The following is a 19,113-nucleotide window of genomic DNA, read 5'->3' as shown; positions in this document are numbered from 1 at the left end:
GCGGTGACAGACAGTCAGAAATCCGACGAAACAGCAGCAGACGTGACCGACGCGGCGGCTCCCGCCACGGACGCAGAAACTGCAGCAACCAGCGCAACGGCCCCGGAAGCCGCGACCGAAGGCGTGGAGGAGGCCGGCGCACAGGCAGAACAGCCCGCCGAGGCTCCTGCCCCGGACGCAGAACCGGCAGCCCCTGCCCCGTCTCCTGCACCCGGACCCCGGCCTTCGGCCCCGTCCCCTGCAGCTTTCGCGTCACGTCCAAAGCCGGCGGCTGCTGCACCGGCCGCTGCCGTGGCACCTGCGGCACCAGCCACCTCGCCTGCTGAGGCAGCCAAATGGGGACGCGTGGAAGGCGACGGCCACGTCTTCCTGACGATCGACGGCGGAGAACACGCCGTCGGGCAGTACCCGGGCGTCAGCGATGACGAAGCGCTGGCTTACTTCGCGCGGAAGTACGACGACGTCGTGGCCCAGATCGTGCTCCTTGAACAGCGCGTAAGCTCCAAGGCGCCCAGCACCGACATGCAGAAAACTGTCACCCACCTCCACGAACAGCTTGCGGAACGCAACATGGTGGGCGACCTCCGGGCGGCCGAAGCCCGGTTGGACACCCTGGCGACCCACATTGCCGAGCTGGAAAAGACGGAAAAGGCAGAGCACGACGCCGTCCGGGCGGCTGAACTTGCAGCCCGCGAAGCCATCGTGTCCGAGGCCGAGGAGATCTCCGGGCAGGACCCGGCGCAGACCCAGTGGAAGACCTCAAGTGCCCGGATGAACGAGCTGTTCGAAAACTGGAAGGCCGCACAGAAGAGCGGCGTCCGGTTGGGCCGCAGCAACGAGGACGCCCTCTGGAAGCGCTTCAGGGCGGCCCGCACCGTGTTTGACCGGCACCGCCGGGCCTACTTCTCCCAGTTGGACAGCAACAATTCCGCTGCGAAGACCGCCAAGGAAAAGCTGATTTCCGAGGCTGAGGCCCTGTCCAGCTCCACCGACTGGGGCTACGCCGCGGGCGAATACCGCCGCCTCATGGACCAGTGGAAGGCATCACCCCGCGCCAGCCGCAAGGACGATGACGCACTGTGGGCACGTTTCCGTGCCGCGCAGGATGTCTTCTTCACGTCCCGGCAGGCTGCCAACGACGAGATCGACCAGGAATACTCCGCAAACCTGACGGTCAAGGAAGCCCTCCTGGCCGAGGCCAACACGATCCTCCCGATTAAGGACCTGGCGGGTGCCAAGAAGGCGCTGCAGTCCGTCCGTGACCGGTGGGAAGAGGCCGGAAAGGTCCCGCGGGCCGACATGGGCAGGATCGAAGCCGGGCTGCGCAAGGTCGAAGACGCCGTCCGGCAGGCCGAAGAAGAACAGTGGCAGCGTTCGAACCCCGAGCGCAAGGCGCGTACCAACAGTGCCCTGTCACAGCTCGAGAGCGCCATTGCCGGCCTGCAGGATGACCTTGCCAAGGCAGAACAGAGCGGTGACGAGCGCAAGATTAAGGCAGCCAGGGAAGCCCTTGAGGCACGCCAGGCCTGGCTCGACCAGATCCAGCGTTCCGCCAGCGAGTTGAGCTGACGCCTTTCCTGTTTGACGACGCCGCAGGCCCGGTTCCGGTTATCCACATAACCCGAATCGGGCCTGCGTGTATCAGGACCTCCTTGGCAGGATGGAGGAATGGCCTCACCATCTGATTCCACGCCGGCCGGAGCTGGGTTGGAGTATCCGCCGCCGCACCACACGGCCCCGGCGCGGTTCCCGGAACTCTATGCGCCCGGGCGGCCTTTCGCCTGGCCAGAACTGCAGTCACTGGCCGCCGACGGGATCCTGGCCCGCTTCCATCAGCATGGCTACACCCTCCCGGGATCTGCCGCCTCTGCCCAATTGCGTGCCCGTGCTGCCGCCGGCTCCGTGCCGTCCCAGGTCCGGCAGCGCGTCGTGGCGGGACGGATGACTGCAGCCTGGATCTACGGCTGTGCTGACGAGCCGGACCGCCTTGCCCTCCTGGTGGACGCCAAGCGCCGCGTTTCGAGCCTGCGGAATACCCGGGGCTGCACGCTGCACGAGGTGAAGCTGGGTCCCTTCGACGTGGTCAGCATGGGCGGACTCATGGTGTCCAGCCCACTGCGGACCGCTCTGGATATCGCCCTGCATGTGGACGCCGAACGTGCCGTTCCCACGCTGGCGAACCTGCTGGCCCGCCCCGAAAAGGACGTGCGGTTGCGGCTGCTGGTGCTCGCGATCGAGGCGACCCCGCGCGTGCCACACAAAAAGGCGGCACTGGAAAAGCTTTCCCGGCTAGCTCCGGCGCTTGTTCCCGGTGGTGCGGTAGACATCAAAGACCCCGTCGATCCGGCGGACGGCGCTGAGGACGTGGCTGAGGTACTTGGGGTCACCCATCTCGAAAGCAAACTTTGAAATGGCAACTCTGTCGGTGGAGGTGTGGACACTGGCAGCCAGGATATTCACATGATTTTCCGACAGGATTCGCGTCACATCCGAGAGCAGTGACTTGCGGTCGAGCGCCTCAACCTGGATTTCCACCAGGAATACGCTGGACTGGGTGGGTGCCCAATCCACATCAACAATCCTGTCCGGCTGATCCTTGAGGTCCGAGATGTTGGTGCAGTCTGTGCGGTGCACAGACACCCCTGACCCCCGTGTGACGAAGCCGAGGATGGGATCCGGCGGCACGGGGGTGCAGCAACGTGCCAGTTTGACCCACACATCACCCACACCGCGGACCACAACACCGGAATCGGAGAACCGTGCCTTGGTGACCTGGGTGGGAATGCTGACTTCGCTGATGTCGTCGTCGGCGTTTTCGGTGCCGCCGAGGCTTTCGACTAGCTTCTCCATGACGGACTGCGCGGACGTGTGGCCGTCTCCCACACCGGCGTACAGGCCGGAAATATCCACGTACTTGAATTCTTCGGCCACGGTGGCGAGGGCCTCGTGCGTCATCAGCCGCTGCAGCGGCAGATTCTGCTTCCGCATGGCACGGGTCAGCAGCTCCTTGCCGCGGTCAATCGCCTCTTCGCGGCGTTCCTTGCTGAACCACTGGCGGATCTTGTTCCGTGCCCGGGCGCTCTTGACGAAGTGTTGCCAGTCCTGGCTGGGCCCTGCGCCTTCCGCCTTGGAGGTGAAGATCTCCACCCAGTCGCCGTGGTTGAGTTCACTGTTGAGGGGAACCAGTTTCCCGTTGACGCGGGCACCGATGGTGCGGTGCCCCACCTCGGTGTGGACCGCGTAGGCGAAGTCCACCGGTGTGGATCCGGCAGGCAGCGCCATGACCTCACCTTTGGGCGTGAAGACGAAAACTTCACGGGCGTTGATCTCGAATCGGAGCGAATCGAGGAATTCGCCCGGATCGGAGGTCTCCTGCTGCCAGTCAACCAGGGAACGCAGCCACCCCATATCGCCGTCCCGGGGGCTGCCCGGGCCCACCGCCGCGCGGTTGGGCTGGTCCTTGTACTTCCAGTGCGCTGCCACGCCGTACTCTGCGCGGCGGTGCATTTCATGGGTGCGGATCTGGATTTCCACGGGCTTGCCGCCGGGGCCGATGACCGTGGTGTGCAGCGACTGGTACATGTTGAACTTGGGCATCGCAATGTAGTCCTTGAACCTGCCGGGCAGCGGGTTCCAGCGCGAGTGCATGGTGCCGAGTGCGGCGTAACAGTCCCGGACGGAGTCAACGAGGACCCGGACGCCCATGAGGTCGTTGATGTCGTCGAAGTCCTTGTCCCTGACGATCATCTTCTGGTAGATCGAGTAGTAGTGCTTGGGGCGGCCCGTGATGGTCGCCTTGATCTTGGCCGTACGGAGGTCGTCGGTGATCTGGTCGCGGATGACGCCGAGGCTCTTCTCACGCTCCGGGGTCCTGTCCCCCACCATCCGGACAATCTCTTCGTAGACCTTCGGATACAGCGCTGCGAAGGACAGGTCTTCGAGTTCCCACTTGATGGTGTTCATGCCCAGGCGGTGTGCCAGCGGCGCGAAGATTTCGAGTGTTTCGCGGGCCTTGCGGGCGGACGATTCGGCGGAGACGAACCTCCATGTCCTGGCGTTGTGCAGCCGGTCCGCGAGCTTGATCATGAGCACCCGGATGTCTTTGGCCATGGCTACGACCATTTTGCGGACGGTCTCGGACTGTGCTGCCTCGCCGAAGCTGACCTTGTCCAGCTTGGTCACGCCGTCCACCAGCATGGCCACTTCGGGACCGAAATCACGCTTCAGGTCCGCCAGGGTGTAAGGGGTGTCCTCAACGGTGTCGTGCAGGAGGGCCGCCGCCAGGGTGGTCCCGCTCAAACCGAGTTCGGCAAGAATGGTGGCCACCGCCACCGGGTGGGTGATGTAGGGGTCGCCGCTCTTGCGTTTCTGTCCCCGGTGGCTGCGTTCAGCGACATCGAATGCGCGCTGGATGAGGTCGAAGTCCTCTTTGGGGTTGTTGGCCCGGACGGTGCGCAGCAGCGGCTCAAGGATGGGTGAATAGGTGGCGGCGCCACGGCCGGTCAGGCGGGCAAGCCTTGAACGGGTGCGCTCCCTGCGGCCGGGGAACGTGGCGCGGGTGCCGGAGTTGTCGACCGGCACCAAGGATCCGGGGCGCGCCGATGCAGCCACCCCGGTATGGCCACCGGTGGAATTGTTTTCTCCCTGAGCCGTTGGCGCCGACGCCGAACGTTCTTCCAATGAAGCACCCCTCACCACCGTCTTAATTACCTCAGTCTATTCCTCCGCACGCAGAGATTTATAACCGGGGCACTTAAACGACCACGGGCCGGACAGTGTGATTTCCACACCGTCCGGCCCGTGGCCGGGAACACCGGCTGGACCGGCGCGGGTTATGTCGATCAGGCCTGGGCAGGCTCCGTTGAAGCGTTGCGCTCGGCGGAGCTGCTGCGCCGCTGCTCCACACGCCGGGCCTGCTTGACCAGGTCCGGTTCGTTCTGCCGCAGCCAGGCGTACATCGGCGCCGCCACGAAGATGGTGGCCGCCGTACCGATCAGGATTCCCACGAACAGTGCGAGCGACAGGTCGCGCAGTGTTCCCGCGCCCAGAAGGCCGGCGCCGATGAACAGGATGGCGCCCACCGGGAGGATCGCCACCATCATGGTGTTGATGGAACGCACCAGCGTCTGGTTCACGGCAAGGTTGACTTCCTCGGCGAACGTGCGGCGGGTTGAGGAGTCAATCTCCGCCGTGTTCTCGCGGATCTTGTCGAAGACCACCACGGTGTCGTAGAGGGAGTAGCTGAGCACCGTCAGGAACCCGATGATGGCGGACGGGGTCACCTCAAAGTCGCTGAGGGCGTAGACGCCGGCGGTGATGAACATGGTGACGAGCATCCCGGCGAGGGCCGAGACGGACATCTTCCACGTACGGAAGTACAGGGCCATCAGCACGGCCGCCAGGAGGACAAAAACCACCAGGCCGATCAGGGCCTGCTTGGTGACGTCGGCACCCCAGGTGGGTCCCACGAACGTGGAGGTAACTTCGTTCTCGGTGACACCGTAGGCGGTATGCAGCCCCTCCTTGATGCGCAGCGTCTCGTCATCCGTGAGCTTGTCCGTCTGGATGCGCATGGTGGTTCCGGCCACGTTGGCCACACGCGGAACACTGCCGGCCACAACATCCGTGACGGCCTTCTCCCCCACCGTGGCGTCCGTGGTCTTCACGTTGGAGACCGTGAATTCCGAGCCGCCCCGGAACTCGATACCCAGGTTGAACCCGCCCTTGGCTACAGGAATGATGATGGACAGCGCCACACCCACCAGCGCGATCAGGAACCAGATTTTCTTGGCTCCCACGAATTCGTAGGAGCGCTTCCCGGTGTAGAGCTCGTTGCCGAAATTGGCGAAGCCTGACATTACTTGTTCTCCTTCGCAGCGGTCTTCGAGGGACCGGCGAGCTGTTCCTGCTTCTCCGCCAGCCGCCGTTCGGCAATGGTCATCCTGCGTTCCGCTTCCGCGGCGGCTCCCGCATTCTTGGCACGGACATTGGCCGGACGGTCTTCGGGGGTCCGGACGCGGCCGGCACCGCGGTAGAGCGGTACGGCGCCGAGGCGCTTGGGGTCAAGCCCGGAGAACCGGTGGCCTTCGCCGAAGAAGCGCGTCCGCGCCAGCAGCTGCAGCGTCGGGTGGGTGAACATGAAGACCACAATGAGGTCGGCGATGGCGGTCAGGCCGAGCGTGAAGGCGAAGCCCCGCACGTTGCCCACCGCGACGAAGTAGAGGACCAGCGCGGCCAGCAGGTTGACGGCCTTGGAGGCGAGCACGGTGCGCTTGGCCCGCTTCCAGCCGTTCTCGACGGCGGAGACCAGGCCGCGTCCTTCACGCAGCTCATCGCGGATACGTTCGAAGTAGACGATGAACGAGTCAGCCGTCTGGCCGATGGCCACGATGATGCCCGCAACGCCGGCCAGGGACAGACGGTAATTTTCCGTCCAGCCCAGGATGGCGATGGCCAGGTACGTCAGGACGCCTGCCACCACCAGCGAGGCGATGGTCACGAAGCCCAGGGCACGGTACTGGAAGAGCGAATAGACCACCACCAGGAGCAGCCCGATGAGGCCGGCCAGCAGGCCCATGCGCAACTGCTCGCCACCCAGGGTCGCCGAGATCTGCTGTTCACTCTGGATCTCGAAGCTGATGGGGAGGGCGCCGAAGCGCAGCTGGTCCGACAGTGCCTTCGCTGTCTGCTCGGTGAAGCCGCCCGTGATCTGCGGACGGCCGTCCGTGATGACAGCCAGTGAACGCGGAGCGGAAATGACCTGGTCGTCGAGGACGATGGCGAACTGTGCCTTGGGGTCGTTGCCCGACTCGCCGCCGGCGGCCACGTAGAACTGGTTGAGGCGCTCGGTGACCTCCTTGAACTTCGCGGTACCTTCCTCATTGAACTGGATGTTGACTGCCCAGTCGTTGGTGACGGCTCCCTGGGCGCCCTGCTGCAGCTGGAACGAGGAAGTGACGATGTTGCTGCCCTTCACCTCGACAGGTCCCAGGATGTACTTGATGGCCGGGCTCGTGTCCGTTGCCGGTTCACACGTGACCAGCGGCTTGGTCGGATCCGAACGCTCGGCCTTCTCGGCTGAGGCGTTGTCACAGTCCAGGGCCTCGAACTCGCGGTAGATTTCCGGCGTGATCCAGTTGATGTCGCTGCTGTTGGCGGGCGCCGCGGTTGGCTTGGGCAGCTGATCCTCGGGTGCCCGGGACTCCTCCGGAACAACAGCTCCGGCTCCGTTCAGGAGCACGGGCCGGAAGTTCATGTCCGCGGATGCCTGGATAAGGTCGCGGGTGGCAGTGGACGGCGTGCCGGGGAGGCTCACCACCACGTTGCGGCCTGACTGCGTGCTGATTTCCGCTTCGGCCACGCCGGAACCGTCAACGCGTTGGCGGATGATCGCCACGGCCTGGTTCAGCTGTTCCTCATTAATGTCAGAACCGCCCTCGACCTTTGGCGCCAGGATCATCTGGGTACCGCCTTCGAGGTCAAGTGCCAGCTTGGGCGACCAGCTTGCCTGTCCGGCGGCGGTGCCGGCGGCCAGGACGGCGGTCAACGCGGCGATGATTACGCCCAGCCAGACCAGGACCCTGAGGCCGGGTTTCTTGGGGCCAGTTCGTGCCATTGTCGATCTTTCTCTTATTCACGGAGGAACCGCCGGTGCGCATGTGCACCGGCGGTTGTCCGCAGCGGTAGAGGGGTTAAGGAGCCGGAAGGGCTAGCTGTCCTTCTTGCCCTCATCGTTGAGGCGCTTCAGGGTTTCGTCCGGGGTCTCGGCCGGGAACGCTGTTGTCTCGGCGGCCGTGGCCGGCGCAGCCGTGGTGCCGGCGGCTTCCGGAGCGGTCAGGGACGAGGCATCGTCCGGTACGGCGGGAGCAGCGGCTTCCGGCGCAACGGCCGGTTCCATCACCTTGGTGACGGACTGCCGGTGCACGGTGGCCAGGTTGCCCGGCGAGAGTTCCAGGGTGACCTTGTTTTCGGCCTCATCGATGTCAACGATCCGGCCGAAGAGTCCGAAGCTGGTCATGACATCGACGCCCGGGCCGAACTTCGACTGGAGCTCCGCCTGCTGCTGCTGCGTCTTCTTGTTGCGGCGGAACATCATGAAGATGAACACGCCGAGCATGACGAACAGGAGAATTGACATTGGATCCAAGGGGAATTCCGTCCTTTGTGGTACCTGGCTGGTTTTCCGGCAGCGCCGGACTTTGTCTGTGCCGGGCGGAACAGTCATGGAAGCCGATCCCTGACGGACCTCCTGCACCGGCAGCGCGACCAACAGGCCATGCGCACAACAAAGACCCGAACGTGCCGAGCGTCATACCAGTCTAAGGGGAAAAGCTGGAGGGAGCCTGTTATTGGCTCTCCGGGGCCCAGTCCCCCGGGACCTCGGCACCCGTTTCGCGGTCAAAGAGATCCAGCTGTTCCTGGCCGAACACGCCGGCGGGGATGGCGTAGCCAAGGTGTGTCCAGGCCGGTGCCATGGCGATGCGGCCACGCGGGGTGCGGCCCAGGAGACCTTCGCGGACGAGGAACGGCTCCGCCACCGTCTCCACTGTTTCGGTTTCTTCGCCGACGGCGATCGCAAGGGTGGAGAGCCCCACGGGCCCCCCGCCGAACTTGGTGATCAGCGCCTCAAGGACGGAACGGTCCAGCCGGTCGAGCCCCTTCTTGTCCACCTCATACATGTCGAGTGCTGCCGACGCGGAGCGGGCATCGATCTGGTCTACTCCGTGCACCAGGGCCCAGTCGCGCACGCGGCGCAGCAGCCGGTTGGCGATGCGGGGCGTGCCCCGGGACCGGCCCGCGATCTCGCTGAAGCCGGCAGAATTGACCTTCAGGTCCAGCAGGCCGGCGGAACGCCGCAGGACAAGTTCGAGCTCCGGAACCGAGTAGAACTCCAGGTGGCCGGTGAAACCGAAGCGGTCCCGCAGCGGACCGGGAAGCAGCCCGGCCCGGGTGGTGGCACCCACCAGAGTGAACGGGGGAAGTTCCAGCGGGATGGCGGTGGCGCCCGCGCCCTTGCCCACCACGATGTCCACACGGAAATCCTCCATGGCCATGTAGAGCATTTCCTCGGCCGGCCTGGACATGCGGTGGATTTCGTCGAGGAAGAGGACCTCGCCCTCGGACAGCGAGGACAGGATGGCGGCGAGGTCTCCGGCATGTTGGATGGCGGGGCCGCTGCTGATGCGCAGCGGTGCGTTCATTTCCGCCGCCACAATCATGGCGAGGGTGGTCTTGCCGAGACCCGGCGGACCCGAAAAAAGCACGTGGTCGGCGCTGCGGCCGCGCATGCGGGACGCCTTCAGGACCAGGGACAGCTGCTTCCGCACGCGGTGCTGGCCCACGAAGTCGTCCAGGTTCTTGGGGCGGAGCGCGGCTTCAATGGCGCGTTCCTCAGGCTCCTCCCCCGCTGCCACCAGTGACGGTTCAGCCACGGCTGCCTACGCGGTTGCCTGCCCGCGCACCGTCCTGGCCGAGCCAGCGGAGGGTGGTCCGGAGGATTTCCGGGACGTTGCCGCGGAAGGACACTTCGGGCTCGTCCGCCAGGGCCTTGTCGATGCTCGACGACGCGTCCTTTTCGGACCAGCCCAGGCTGGTCATGGCGGCAACCACCTGCGGTTTCCAGCTGGCCTCCGCCGCGGTGGTGGCGGCAGCGGGAGCCGTGCCGTGCGGAACAAGCTTGCCTGCCAGCTCAAGGACAATCCGTCCCGCTACCTTCGGACCGATCCCGGGAACCTTGGTGAAGGTCTTGTTGTCGCCGGTATGCGCCGCAACGCGGATCGCCTCAGGTTCATGGACCGCCAAAACGGCCAGTGCGAGGCGCGGGCCCACGCCGCTCACACTCAGCAGGACCTCGAAAACTTCACGTTCGTCGTCGTCCGCAAAACCAAACAGCGTCATCGAATCTTCGCGGACGATCAGGGAGGTGAAAACTTTTCCCTCTTCGCCAACGTGGAGCCTGCTGAGGGTTTGGGGGGTGGCGTAGACGCTCATGCCCGCACCGTTCAAGTCGATGACGGCCGTGGACAGGCCTACGTGCGCTACGGTTCCGCGGAGGAAACTGATCAAGGCCTGGCTCCTGCTTGTGCTGCCGGCCCGCTGCCTGGCAAGAGGCGGAGCCGGTTATCCGAACATATTTACGAATACCCTAGCAAGCTGCAGGGACATTCAGCGTGCGCGGCGCGCCTTCGCTTCGGCCTCGGCCCATGCCCGCTGGGCCGGTGTCAGTGCCGAACTGCCCGGACCGGTGGTGGCAACCGATGCCCCGCTTCCGGCGCGCCAGGCGTGCGTGATGGCCAGTGCCAGGGCGTCCGCGGCATCGGCCGGACGGGGCGGCGCGTCGAGGCGGAGGATCTTGGTGACCAGCTTGGTCACAGCGTCCTTGTTCGACGAGCCACTGCCCGTTACGGCGGCCTTGACCTCCGACGGCGTATGGAGCGCCACCGGGATCCCCCGCCGCGCCGCTGCTGCAATCACTACGCCGGAGGCCTGCGCCACACCCATCACGGTGCTGACGTTCAACTGCGAGAAAACCCGTTCGACGGCGAGCACCTGGGGCTCATAGCGATCAAGCCATTCGTCGATGGCAGTCGCGATCACAAGCAGCCGCTGGTCCAGGGATTCGTCGGGCGAGGTTCCGACGACGCCGACGGCCACCATGGTGGCACGCCGGTTCCGCTCGACGTCCACCACCCCGATGCCGCAGCGGGTCAGGCCTGGGTCCACGCCCAGGACACGGAGAGTCATGGGGACGGAGTATGGCGGGATGGGCGCTGCTGCGGCGGGCGCAGGTCAGCTGGCAAAGCCGCCGCTTACTCTGATTCCAGGGCGGCCTGGACTTCATCGCTGAGATCGGCGTTGCTGTAGACGTTCTGCACGTCGTCCAGCTCTTCGAGGGCGTCGGCCAGCTTCAGGAACTTCCGCGCTCCGTCAACGTCCAGCTCCACCTGCATGGACGGAACGAACTCCACTTCATCGGTGTCGTACTCGATGCCGGCGTCCTTGAGGGCTTCGCGGATGGCCGGAAGGTCCCCCGGCTCGGAGTGGATCTCGAATGATTCGCCGTTGTCCTTGACCTCTTCGGCGCCGGCGTCCAGGACGGCCATGAGGACGTCGTCTTCGCCCAGGCCGTTCTTGGGCAGGTTCACCACGCCCTTGCGGTTGAACAGGTAGCTGACGGACCCGGGATCGGCGATGGTGCCACCGTTACGGGAGATGGCGAGGCGGACCTCGGATGCCGCGCGGTTCTTGTTGTCGGTGAGGCACTCGATCAGCAGGGCGGAACCCTGCGGGCCGCGGGCTTCGTACATGATTTCGGTGTAGTCCACCACTTCGCCGGTGAGCCCGGCGCCGCGTTTGATGGCGCGGTCGATGTTGTCGTTGGGGACCGAAGTCTTCTTCGCCTTGGTGACAGCCAGTTCAAGGCCGGGGTTGCCGGCCAGGTCCGGTCCGCCCATGCGGGCGGCAACTTCGATGTTCTTGATCAGCTTGGCGAAGGACTTTGCGCGGCGGCTGTCAATGATCGCCTTTTTGTGCTTGGTCGTCGCCCATTTGGAGTGGCCTGACATGCTTTACGCTTCTCCTCTGATCATGCGGATAAAAAGTTCGTGTACGCGTTTCTCCCCGGTCACTTCCGGATGGAAGGAGGTGGCCAGCAGCCGGCCGGAACGCACTGCGACAATTCTAGCCGCCCCGGGCAGCGCGGCGCTGTGGGATGCATGCTCGGGATCGGCCGGTTCAACCTGGGCCAGGATTTCCACCCCGGGGCCCACACGCTCCACCCATGGACCGCGGATGAAGACGGCATGGACCGGAGCCACACCGGCGTCGGTGGCGCTGAAGTCCAGGCCTTTGAAGTCCAGGTCCGTCTCGAAGGATTCCCGCTGGCGTCCGAAGGCGTTGCGGCGGACGGTCATGTCCAGCCCGCCGAATGTCTGCTGGGGAGCGCCCGAAAGGTCTGTGGCGGGGTCGGCAATGTCCGAGGCCAGCAGGATCATGCCTGCGCAGGAACCGTAAACCGGCAGTCCGCCGGCGATGCGTTCACGCAGTGGTTCCGCCAGCCCGAAGGCACGCGCGAGTTTGTCGATGGCTGTGGACTCGCCGCCCGGGATGATGAGCCCATCCAGGCCGTCGAGTTCCTGGGGGCGCCGGACGCTGACCCCCTCGGCGCCGGATTCCGCGGCGGCACGGAGATGCTCGCGGAAGTCGCCCTGAAGCGCCAGGACGCCGATCCGAAGGCCCGAGCCCACGCGTGCGGAATCGGCGGAAAGGGAGTTTGTCATCCGTCCAGCATACGGGCCCGCTGCTGTCCGCCCGGCCGGCGCGGGTCACACTCCGGCGGTTGCATGCCGCGGCTGGGATATATTCGAATTATGTCCTTCCTCAGTGTTCCGCTCGGCAAACTGGTGCGCCGGCTATCCCGGCTTCGAGGCGGCGGGTCCGCGCTTCCGGGGCTCGTCGTCGAAAAGATCGACCCCGGTTTCATGCGGCGGACACTCACCACGCTGCCGCACGGTGTGGCAGTCGTCAGCGGCACGAACGGCAAGACCACCACTACCAAGATGGTGGTGGAGCTGCTGGAAAGCCAGGGCCTGAAGGTCTTTACGAACCGCACTGGCAGCAACTTCACCCGCGGCGTAGCCGCCGCCCTGCTCGGCGAGGTTGACTGGCGCGGGCGGCTGGACGCCGACGTCGCGGTCCTCGAGCTCGACGAGGCGCACGCCGTGCACTTCGTGAACAGCGTGCCGCCGAAGTACTGCCTGCTGCTGAACGTCTTGCGCGACCAGCTGGACCGGTTCGGCGAGATCGACAAGACAGCCCAGCTCCTGCAGCACATCGCGGCTAAGACCACCGGGACCGTGGTGCTGAACCGCGAAGACCCGAGGGTGGCCAGGATCGCGGAAACTCTCACTGGCCAGGAGGTCCGGTATTTCGGCCTGGACGACTCGCTGCTGGGGACGTTCCCCAACGACGACGATATGCGCGCCGCTCCGGGCAGCCCCGCGCCGGCGGGCCTCCCGGAGAAGCCCGCGGCCGACGTCGTGCTTCGCAAAGTGGGTGCGGACACGGCCGAGTTTGAGTACGACGGCGGTACCGTCAGTACCGCGATGAAGCTCCGCGGGGTGTACAACATCTTCAACGCAGCCGCGGCGCTGACCCTGGCGCGCGGCATTTGCGGCGGAGCCGCAGCGGATACCGACCACGGGACCCTCCTGGCGGCGCTGTCCCAGGTGGCGCCTGCCTTCGGCCGCGGCGAAAGCCTCACGGTGGAAGGCCAGCCCCTGGACCTGGTACTGGTGAAGAACCCCAGCGGGTTCCGCCTTGGCCTGAAGTCCTTCCCGGCGGGCGGCTACGCCACCATGATCGCCATCAACGACAACTACGCCGACGGCCGGGATATGTCCTGGCTGTGGGACGTGGAGTTCGATTCCCTCCGGGACGGCGGCGTAGACCAGCTGACCGGTTCCCGCGCCTACGACATGGCATTGCGCCTGCAGTATGACGACGTCCGCATCGGTGCTGTTGAACCTGACATTGCGCCGGCCCTCGCCGCTTTTATCCGGGGGGCGAAAGGCCAGCCCAAGCGCATTTTCTGTACTTATACGGCCATGCTCGCCATCCGCCGCGAACTGTCGAAGATCACCACTGTGGAGGTTGTCTCTTGAGCCAGGAAACGCCGGGCACATCCGGTCCGGCGCCCGCCGGCAGCAAGGGCACCCTCAGGGTGGTCCAGCTCTATCCGCGCGACATGAACATCTACGGCGACTGGGGCAACGCCCTGGTGCTCCAGCAACGTATCCGGTGGCACGGCTATACGCCCGAACTGCTGGAATACAACGTGGGCGACACCTTCCCTGACGATGTGGACATCATTGTGGGCGGCGGCGGCCAGGACAGCGGTCAGCTGGTCATCCAGGACGACCTGCAGGCCCGGGCGGATTCCCTTAAGGAGCTCGCCGAAGACGGAACACCGATGCTGGTGATTTGCGGCCTGTACCAGCTCTTCGGCCGGTTCTTCAAGACCAGGACCGGCTCGGTGATTCCGGGAATTGGTATCCTCGACGTCGAAACGCATGGCACCGATGAGCGCCTGATCGGTAACGTCAAGGTGGCCACCTCCGAATTCGGCGAGGTGCTGGGCTACGAAAACCACAGCGGCCAGACCTCCCTGGGGGGCGGGGTCCGCCCGCTTGGCAGCGTGGCGAAGGGAACAGGCAACAACAGCAGCGACGGCCACGAAGGCGCCCGCTACCGCAACATTGTGGCCAGTTACCTGCACGGCTCGCTGCTTCCGAAGAACCCGGCCATCGCGGATTTCCTGATCCGCATAGCTGCTGAACGCAAGTTTGGGGCTTTCGAGCCCGGCCTCCCGGACGACCGGTACGCGGAACTCGCACGGGACCACGCGGCACGCAGGCCGCGCTGATCCGCCGGGCCTAGGGTTCTCCCCTTGGCTTCTGGGCGGCCGCCACTCTTAGGCGGCCTTCAGGGTTCGAGGGTGATGAGGAGTTCATGGGCGCCGGCAGCTGCGGCGCCCATGGAGTCGACCACTCCAACGGTCCGCTGCCGCGTGGCGGCGTCAGCCCCTGTGCCGGCGCACGGCCCCTGAGGCGCATCTGCGGCCACCGAACACCACCGGTAGGGATTCCCAAGCATGACGGTCGGCGTCCATGCCAAGTCCGTGACTGTCCAGATTCCGGCGGCGTCCTGGCCGAACTGTACGCGAACCAGCAGGCCCTCGTTTTTGGCTGGATGCGTAGGAGCAACGTCCGTGATCCCGCTCCCCAGTCCGTAGGCGATCCAGGTGCCCTTGTAGTTCTCGATGGGCAGCACCGCCTGGGAGTGGCCATAGACCAGGTTGAACTGCCCACTGTCCGCCAGCGCACGCGCTGCCTCGGTTTGTTGGGCGCCAGGGGTACCGGCGTTCCCGGTGTGCGCGTCTCCTGCGTACATGGCACCAATCACGACGTCGGCGCCCAGCGTCCGCGCCTTCCTGGCCTTGGCAATCATGGCGCTGGGGTCCAGCACGTCCACCTGCCACGGGTATTCCGGAGTCTTCCCATTGAGGCCGAAGGTTGCCTCGATGACAGCCACCTTCGCCGCAGGGGTCTGGATGATGAGGATCTGTTGGGACTCTGTGGCGGTGCGGTAGGAACCGGTGTGTTTCAGGCCGGCCGCGTCCAGGGCGTCCACGGTCCGCAGGAGTCCGTCGGTACTGCGGTCGAGAATGTGGTCGCCCGCGGTGGTGCAGGCCTGGTAGCCCACATCCTTCGCGGCAGTGACGATCTGCGGCGGTACATTGAACGAGGGGTGGCCGGCAAACGGCCCGTCCGGTTTTGCCACGGGGCTCCCCTGGTGGCAGATGGCCAGGTCAGCCCTCTCCAGGTAGCGACGTTGCCCCTCCAGCATCGGCAGGAATTCCAGGCCCGGCTTCCCGGCGGCAGCGGCTTCCTTCTGCACCTCCTGCCAGATCCCACTGTGGACCAGCATGCCGCCGGTGACCACCACTGACGCGCAGCGCAGCACCGGGCACCGCGGGCCCTTGCCCGGTGTCTGCGAAGGGGCGGGGGCTGTCGGGGCACCGGAAGCCGTGGACGGCATTCCGGGGTAAGCGCTCTTGGTGGGCCCGGTGCCAGCGGCAGACTCGCCGGAGCCGCCCCCTTGCGCCATGATCCCGCACCCGGCGAGCGGACCGGCCACGAGCAGCAGGGACGCGACCGACACAGCGCGGACCCGGTGGCGCAGCCTGACACCCGCGTGGGAGCGCGCAGGAGCCCTCCCGGTACTTTTCCCCATACCGCCAAGTCTAGGAATGGCCAGCCTTCGGAGCGGGCATTTGGCTGCATTGAGAAGCGTGCCCTCATGTGAAAGGTTTTCATCATGACTAACCCGCTGCTGGCTCCCAGCCCCCTGCCGTACGGGCTTCCGCCCTTCGCCCGCATCGACGCCGCCCATTACGCCGAGGCCATCGAAGCGGGCCTGTCTGAGCATCTCGCTGAAATAGACCGCATTGCGCAGAATCCGGAGATGCCCACCTTCGAGAACACCGCTGTGGCGATGGAGCAGTCAGGGCGGTTGCTGGACCGCGCAGCCGCCTCCTTCTTCACCCTGGTCTCGGCGGATGCTTCGCCGGAGATCAGGGAACTGGAAACGAAGTTCTCACCCCGGTTTTCGGCCCACCAGGATGAGCTCTTCCTGAACCATGCACTGTATGAGCGTTTCCGCGGCATCGACACCTCTGCATGTGACCCCGAGTCGGTCCGGCTGGTGGATGAGTACCTGAAGGAGTTCCGGCAAACGGGTATCCAGCTCGATCCCGCCGGACAGGACCGGCTCAGGGCCGTTAACGCAGAGCTTGCCCGGCTGGGCACGGAGTTCGGCCAGCGCGTCAAGGAGGGGATGAAGGCCGCGGCGCTCCTCGTCGTGGATGCGGAAGAACTTGCCGGCCTGCCCGCCGACGACGTCGCCGCCGCGGCTGAAGCGGCCCGGGCAGCAGGACATGAGGGGCAGTTCCTGCTGGGGCTTATCCAGCCAAGCAACCAGCCTGCCCTTGCCTCACTCACGGACCGGGCCGTCCGCCGTCGGCTGTTCGAAGCGTCTGTTGCCCGGGGCAGCAGCGGCGGCACCCTGGATGTCCTGGCCCTGGCCAGGTCCATGGCCCGGCTGCGCGCAGAGAAAGCCACGCTGCTGGGTTTTGCGAATTACGCGGAACTGGTGGCAGACCGCCAGACGGCGCCCGACTTCGAAGCGGTGCAGTCCATGCTGAACCGGATGGCTCCCGCCGCTATCCGCAACGCGGACCGTGAAGCGGCTGCCCTGGCCGAATCCGCGGGCCATGCCCTGGAACCATGGGACTGGGCCTTCTACTCAGCGAAGGTCCGACGGGAGAAGTACAGCGTGGACGGGCAGGCCCTCCGCCCCTACTTCGAGCTGGAGCGCGTGCTGCGGGACGGCGTCTTCTTTGCGGCCGGATCCCTGTACGGCATCAGCTTCCATGAGCGGGAGGACCTTGCCGGCTATCATCCCGACGTACGGGTCTGGGAGGTCAGGGACTCCGACGGCGGCGGGCTGGGGCTGTTCCTGGGTGACTACTATTCCCGCGAATCCAAGCGGGGCGGTGCATGGATGAACTCGCTGGTGGACCAGAACGCCCTGCTGGGCACCAGGCCCGTGGTGATGAACACACTCAACATCGCCAAACCCGCGCCCGGTGAACCGACACTCCTGACACTTGACGAGGTGCGGACCGTCTTCCACGAGTTCGGCCACGCGCTGCACGGGCTCTTCTCCGACGTGACCTACCCGCGGTTCTCCGGGACTGCCGTCCCCCGCGATTTCGTGGAATTCCCTTCGCAGGTCAATGAAATGTGGATCATGTGGCCGGAGGTCCTCGCGAACTACGCCCGCCACCATGCCACCGGCGAACCGCTGCCGCAGCATGTTGCGGACCGGCTGGAGGAGTCCAGGCTTTGGGGCGAAGGGTTTGCCACCACGGAGTATCTGGGCGCTGCCTTGCTGGACCTGGCGTGGCACGTGCTGGAGCAGGATGCCGTCCCGGACGACGCCCTCACGTTTGAGGCGAAGTCCCTCGCCGCTGCGGGCATCACGCACGCCCTCATCCCTCCGCGGTACCGGACCGGCTACTTCCAGCACATTTTTGCCGGCGCGGGCTACGCCGCCGGCTACTATTCCTACATCTGGAGCGAGGTCCTGGACGCCGAGACGGTGGACTGGTTCACGGAAAACGGCGGCCTCACCAGGGCCAACGGCGACCGGTTCCGGCAGGAACTGCTCTCGCGCGGCAACAGCCGGGACCCCCTGGAGTCCTTCCGGATCCTCCGCGGCCGCGACGCCAAACTCGAGCCCCTGCTGAAGCGCCGCGGCCTGGACTAGCCAAGCTCCCTAACCTACCCCACTTAAAGAAGTACGACGCCGGTCCCCCACCAAAAAAAGGTGAGGAACCGGCGTCGTAAGTTACAGCAAAAAGCAGGCGACGGGCGGTGCGGTCCGGCAGCGTGCGTAAAAGGGGCCCCGCCCCGAACTACCGCCAGTATGGCGGCAGCGGGAGGCGGGGAATAGCACGCAGAGGATCTCGCCGCCCGTCGTTACAACGGGCTGAGACTTACCAGCCGCGCTCAGCGAGGCGGTGCGGCTGGGGGATCTCGTCGACGTTGATGCCCACCATGGCTTCGCCGAGGCCGCGGGAGGCCTTGGCGATGACGTCGGGGTCATCGAAGAAAGTGGTGGCCTTCACGACGGCGGCCGCGCGCTGGGCGGGGTTACCGGACTTGAAGATGCCGGAGCCGACGAACACGCCGTCAGCGCCGAGCTGCATCATCATGGCGGCGTCGGCCGGGGTGGCGATGCCGCCGGCGGTGAACAGCACCACGGGGAGCTTGCCGGCAGCGGCAACTTCCTTGACCAGTTCGTACGGGGCCTGCAGTTCCTTGGCCGCGACGTAGAGTTCGTCCTCGGGCAGGGCTGCGAGCTTGGCGATCTCGGAGCGGATCTGGCGCATGTGGCCGGTGGCGTTGGAGACGTCGCCCGTGCCCGCTTCGCCCTTGGACCGGATCATCGCCGCGCCTTCGTTGATGCGGCGCAGGGCCTCACCAAGGTTGGTGGCGCCACAGACGAAGGGAACCTTGAAGTTCCACTTGTCGATGTGGTTGACGTAGTCGGCCGGGGTGAGGACCTCGGACTCGTCAATGTAGTCCACGCCGAGGGACTGCAGGACCTGGGCTTCAACAAAGTGACCGATGCGGGCCTTCGCCATGACCGGAATGGACACGGCGTCGATAATGGCGTCGATCATGTCCGGATCGGACATGCGCGACACTCCGCCCTGGGCGCGGATATCGGCCGGAACGCGTTCCAGGGCCATGACTGCAACAGCACCGGCGTCTTCGGCGATGCGGGCCTGTTCAACGTTGACGACGTCCATGATGACGCCGCCCTTGAGCATCTCAGCCATGCCGCGCTTTACGCGGTTGCTGCCCGTGACGCTGTTCGCGGACGAACCGGCCTCGTTGCTTACATCTGGTGTAGACACAAAAACCCCTATGGGTAGATAGACGATCTTCGCCGGGTATGCAGGCGGGCATGCTGATGCCGGACTCT

At 65.6% G+C, this 19,113-nt stretch carries 16 protein-coding genes; 5 read left to right on the top strand and 11 right to left on the bottom strand.

All coding sequences use genetic code 11. The features are described from left to right. Window positions 1-3: 3 nt before the first annotated feature. Window positions 4-1,569, top strand: coding sequence for a DUF349 domain-containing protein (locus OVA06_RS07990; protein ID WP_261619691.1), 1,566 nt, complete (start codon window positions 4-6; stop codon window positions 1,567-1,569). A gap of 99 nt (window positions 1,570-1,668) precedes the next feature. Continuing rightward, complete coding sequence (locus OVA06_RS07985; protein ID WP_261619692.1) at window positions 1,669-2,409, top strand: type IV toxin-antitoxin system AbiEi family antitoxin; 741 nt, start codon at window positions 1,669-1,671, stop codon at window positions 2,407-2,409. On the opposite strand, the gene OVA06_RS07980 is transcribed toward OVA06_RS07985, so the two are convergent. The 9 genes from OVA06_RS07980 to pdxT all read right to left on the bottom strand — a co-directional run bounded on the left by OVA06_RS07980 (window position 2,290) and on the right by pdxT (window position 12,278). Beyond that, on the bottom strand, window positions 2,290-4,680 hold the full coding sequence (locus tag OVA06_RS07980; protein WP_326493574.1) for a RelA/SpoT family protein: 2,391 nt from the start codon (window positions 4,678-4,680) through the stop codon (window positions 2,290-2,292). The two genes, OVA06_RS07985 and OVA06_RS07980, sit on opposite strands and share 120 nt — an antisense overlap. Before the next feature lie 161 nt (window positions 4,681-4,841). Then, complete coding sequence (gene secF, locus OVA06_RS07975; RefSeq protein ID WP_268157487.1) at window positions 4,842-5,858, bottom strand: protein translocase subunit SecF; 1,017 nt, start codon at window positions 5,856-5,858, stop codon at window positions 4,842-4,844. After that, window positions 5,858-7,615: a protein translocase subunit SecD gene (gene secD / locus OVA06_RS07970; protein WP_268157485.1), complete on the bottom strand. Its 1,758-nt coding sequence runs from the start codon at window positions 7,613-7,615 to the stop codon at window positions 5,858-5,860. Before secD ends, secF begins: the two co-directional genes overlap by 1 nt. 93 nt (window positions 7,616-7,708) lie before the next feature. After that, window positions 7,709-8,137 carry a preprotein translocase subunit YajC gene (gene yajC / locus OVA06_RS07965; protein WP_261619695.1) on the bottom strand — a complete coding sequence of 143 codons (429 nt, stop codon included), beginning with the start codon at window positions 8,135-8,137 and terminating at the stop codon, window positions 7,709-7,711. A gap of 208 nt (window positions 8,138-8,345) precedes the next feature. Beyond that, the gene (gene ruvB / locus OVA06_RS07960; RefSeq protein WP_261619696.1) at window positions 8,346-9,431 is read right to left on the bottom strand and encodes a Holliday junction branch migration DNA helicase RuvB; all 1,086 of its coding nucleotides are present in this window, start codon (window positions 9,429-9,431) and stop codon (window positions 8,346-8,348) included. Continuing rightward, on the bottom strand, window positions 9,424-10,065 hold the full coding sequence (gene ruvA / locus OVA06_RS07955) for a Holliday junction branch migration protein RuvA (protein ID WP_056079476.1): 642 nt from the start codon (window positions 10,063-10,065) through the stop codon (window positions 9,424-9,426). The genes ruvB and ruvA overlap by 8 nt, the downstream gene beginning before the upstream one ends. A gap of 99 nt (window positions 10,066-10,164) precedes the next feature. Next, entirely contained in the window at window positions 10,165-10,743 is a 579-nt protein-coding gene (gene ruvC, locus OVA06_RS07950) for a crossover junction endodeoxyribonuclease RuvC (RefSeq protein WP_261619698.1), read from the bottom strand. Between the two features lie 65 nt (window positions 10,744-10,808). After that, on the bottom strand, window positions 10,809-11,564 hold the full coding sequence (locus OVA06_RS07945; RefSeq protein WP_056079481.1) for a YebC/PmpR family DNA-binding transcriptional regulator: 756 nt from the start codon (window positions 11,562-11,564) through the stop codon (window positions 10,809-10,811). Between the two features lie 3 nt (window positions 11,565-11,567). Further along, window positions 11,568-12,278: a pyridoxal 5'-phosphate synthase glutaminase subunit PdxT gene (gene pdxT / locus OVA06_RS07940; RefSeq protein WP_056079483.1), complete on the bottom strand. Its 711-nt coding sequence runs from the start codon at window positions 12,276-12,278 to the stop codon at window positions 11,568-11,570. A gap of 90 nt (window positions 12,279-12,368) precedes the next feature. On the opposite strand from pdxT, the gene OVA06_RS07935 reads away from it, so the two are divergent. Next, window positions 12,369-13,661, top strand: a complete 1,293-nt coding sequence (locus OVA06_RS07935; RefSeq protein WP_268157478.1) for a Mur ligase family protein — start codon at window positions 12,369-12,371, stop codon at window positions 13,659-13,661. Next, the gene (locus OVA06_RS07930) at window positions 13,658-14,422 is read left to right on the top strand and encodes a type 1 glutamine amidotransferase (protein WP_268157476.1); all 765 of its coding nucleotides are present in this window, start codon (window positions 13,658-13,660) and stop codon (window positions 14,420-14,422) included. Before OVA06_RS07935 ends, OVA06_RS07930 begins: the two co-directional genes overlap by 4 nt. 59 nt (window positions 14,423-14,481) lie before the next feature. Here the strand turns inward: OVA06_RS07930 and OVA06_RS07925 are convergent, their stop codons facing one another. Continuing rightward, window positions 14,482-15,792 carry a CapA family protein gene (locus OVA06_RS07925; RefSeq protein ID WP_268157474.1) on the bottom strand — a complete coding sequence of 437 codons (1,311 nt, stop codon included), beginning with the start codon at window positions 15,790-15,792 and terminating at the stop codon, window positions 14,482-14,484. Window positions 15,793-15,876: 84 nt separating this feature from the next. On the opposite strand from OVA06_RS07925, the gene OVA06_RS07920 reads away from it, so the two are divergent. Beyond that, a complete protein-coding gene (locus tag OVA06_RS07920) occupies window positions 15,877-17,889 on the top strand; it encodes a M3 family metallopeptidase (protein WP_268157472.1) in 2,013 nt (670 codons plus the stop codon). 229 nt (window positions 17,890-18,118) lie between these two features. Here OVA06_RS07920 and pdxS read toward each other — a convergent pair whose 3' ends face one another. Further along, window positions 18,119-19,045 (bottom strand): pyridoxal 5'-phosphate synthase lyase subunit PdxS, encoded by a 927-nt coding sequence (pdxS, locus tag OVA06_RS07915; RefSeq protein ID WP_056079494.1) that lies wholly within the window; start codon window positions 19,043-19,045, stop codon window positions 18,119-18,121. Window positions 19,046-19,113: the final 68 nt, after the last annotated feature.

This window comes from Pseudarthrobacter sp. SL88 (assembly GCF_026672455.1).
GTDB lineage: Bacteria > Actinomycetota > Actinomycetes > Actinomycetales > Micrococcaceae > Arthrobacter.
This window is presented reverse-complemented; position numbering and strand designations above follow the sequence as displayed.

Excerpts from the sequence above, each read along its gene's own strand:
- ruvC (WP_261619698.1), bottom strand. The coding sequence starts at position 10,743 with ATGACTCTCCGTGTCCTGGGCGTGGACCCAGGCCTGACCCGCTGCGGC.
- OVA06_RS07925 (WP_268157474.1), bottom strand. The coding sequence starts at position 15,792 with ATGGGGAAAAGTACCGGGAGGGCTCCTGCGCGCTCCCACGCGGGTGTC.
- OVA06_RS07920 (WP_268157472.1), top strand. The coding sequence starts at position 15,877 with ATGACTAACCCGCTGCTGGCTCCCAGCCCCCTGCCGTACGGGCTTCCG.
- yajC (WP_261619695.1), bottom strand. The coding sequence starts at position 8,137 with ATGTCAATTCTCCTGTTCGTCATGCTCGGCGTGTTCATCTTCATGATG.
- OVA06_RS07935 (WP_268157478.1), top strand. The coding sequence starts at position 12,369 with ATGTCCTTCCTCAGTGTTCCGCTCGGCAAACTGGTGCGCCGGCTATCC.
- OVA06_RS07945 (WP_056079481.1), bottom strand. The coding sequence starts at position 11,564 with ATGTCAGGCCACTCCAAATGGGCGACGACCAAGCACAAAAAGGCGATC.
- OVA06_RS07985 (WP_261619692.1), top strand. The coding sequence starts at position 1,669 with ATGGCCTCACCATCTGATTCCACGCCGGCCGGAGCTGGGTTGGAGTAT.
- secD (WP_268157485.1), bottom strand. The coding sequence starts at position 7,615 with ATGGCACGAACTGGCCCCAAGAAACCCGGCCTCAGGGTCCTGGTCTGG.
- pdxT (WP_056079483.1), bottom strand. The coding sequence starts at position 12,278 with ATGACAAACTCCCTTTCCGCCGATTCCGCACGCGTGGGCTCGGGCCTT.
- secF (WP_268157487.1), bottom strand. The coding sequence starts at position 5,858 with ATGTCAGGCTTCGCCAATTTCGGCAACGAGCTCTACACCGGGAAGCGC.